General features: G+C 44.7%; 2 protein-coding genes. Both read right to left on the bottom strand.

What is annotated here, in order from left to right; all coding sequences use genetic code 11:
• Positions 1–1,415 (bottom strand): TonB-dependent receptor (locus MDMS009_RS06390; RefSeq protein WP_154646988.1); only part of this gene is annotated, 1,415 nt, incomplete at its 3' end.
• Positions 1,416–1,565: 150 nt separating this feature from the next.
• The coding region (locus tag MDMS009_RS06385) for an energy transducer TonB (RefSeq protein WP_161596150.1) at positions 1,566–1,943 on the bottom strand (378 nt) is incomplete at its 5' end.

The following is a 1,943-nucleotide window of genomic DNA, read 5'->3' as shown; positions in this document are numbered from 1 at the left end:
TCAGGTTGAGGACCACCACGACCATTGCTGGCTGCAGTCCATAGCTCATAATCAAAGTGATCATAACGAACGCCGGCAAACACTTCCCAGTCATCACTTAAGGTAACGGTATCCATTACATAGGCTGAGACTGTTTTCAATTCCAGCTTAGTTTTAGCATCCAACTTAGATACTGTACCTGACCAAACGTCATTATCGGCGTTATATGGGTCAACAGAAACACTACTTGGATTAGCCTCTAGATCACCGGCATCCATTTTTTCTTTAGCTAGTTCAATACCCGTTACGATTGTGTGACGTTTACCCCAGAGATTCTGATCGATAATCAGGTTGGTCTGGTTACCAATATAATCATTTTCCTGCCAGTCACTGAATGTACGGGTAGCATCACTTCGACTACTGTATGTGGAAATAACAAACTCATTTTCGGTTTCGCCAATACGAGTCTTATTTTCCAGTTTGACACCGTCCGCCAGTTCAACATTGAATCCCAGAGTGAAAATATCAGCCCCTGACTCATGGAAATCTAAGCCATCCTGACCGACATAATCATATTTATAGATTTGCCCCGTATCACCATCGACTGCGACACCCGGATCAGTTCGGTCATCAGCACGGAAGTGATAGTAGTCAGCGGTGACACGAAATATATCCGTTGGCTCGTACACAGTAGAGAGTAAAATACCTTGGCGTTGCTCTTCAGCAGGACCGCGATCTGGAATTTCAGCATCGCTATATAAAGCATTAAGACGAATCGCAAACTCATCAGAAACGACTTTGTTAGCGTCGACTGTGTAGCGCTGATAGTCATCAGTGCCCAAGCCACCTGATAAGGTCAGGAAATCATCATCCAGGCTGGCTTTTTTTGTCACGCTGTTAACAGCACCACCAGTTGAACCACGACCAGCAAAGGTGGAACTAGGCCCTTTAGTAATTTCCACCTGCTCAAGCGCAAAGGTTTCACGACTAATCAGACCCGGCTCGCGTAAACCATCGGTAAACACATCACTGCGGGCTTCATAACCACGGATGATATAACGATCACCAAAAGAGTTGCCGCCTTCACCGGTACCCAAAGTAATGCCCGGTTGTGCGCTCAGAATATCTTTCAACTCTGTTTTACCTGAGTCAGCGATAGCTTCTTTGGTCAACACTGTCATCGTTTGTGGTGTGTCAGCAATATCACGGGTACGTTTGCTATCTGACAACTTTTTCGCTTTATAGGGTGCATCTGGTTCAGCGTATGGGTTCGCTTCAGCTGCAACCTTATTGTCTTCGATTACCACCGTATCGAGGTTCACTTCTTCAGCCATAGCAACAGGCAGCATAGCGGAAGAAAGAGCCAGTGCTAACGTACTCATAGCCCAGGTTGGTGTCTGTGTAGTTTTGTTTCCCAATGGTTTAGATCTAGCCATTAACGTTTCCTTTTTACTTAATTAAATCTAACTGATAATGATTTGCATTTGGAATATTATAGTAATTTTCATTCAATGGCAATGAACTTTTCATTGTTTTGCAATACGAGTTAGATTCGTTAGTGAGGAAGGTTTTACTTGGGGGGCTGGTTAGCCAACATTCAAATGGAAAGCAATGGGTACATTAACTTCCAGTTGCTGCTGTTGCATGCCTGAGGGAAAAGCTGGCAAAGGAGACGCTTTTTTCAACATTCTGATAACGGCATCATCAAGCCTTGAGGAGCCTGAACTTTGAGTAATCTTGTAGTCCAAAACCGCACCAGTTCGATCAACAACAAAAAATAACTTTACGATGCCCTCTTCACCTCGTCTCCTAGAAGCAGACGGGTAACGCTTATGCTTAGCCAGCGTCGCTGCTAACATACTGAAATAGGACTGCTGAGCTGCTACTTGGCCACCGGTTGTGGCCGCATTACTTTTGCCTGTCGTTTGCTTTTGTTGAGCAGGTCGAGATTCTTTATCTTGGCT

The organism is Methylophaga thiooxydans DMS010 (genome assembly GCF_000156355.1).
GTDB lineage: Bacteria > Pseudomonadota > Gammaproteobacteria > Nitrosococcales > Methylophagaceae > Methylophaga > Methylophaga thiooxydans.
The sequence above is the reverse complement of the archived record's forward strand: the minus strand, read 5'-3'. Positions and strand labels throughout refer to the sequence as shown.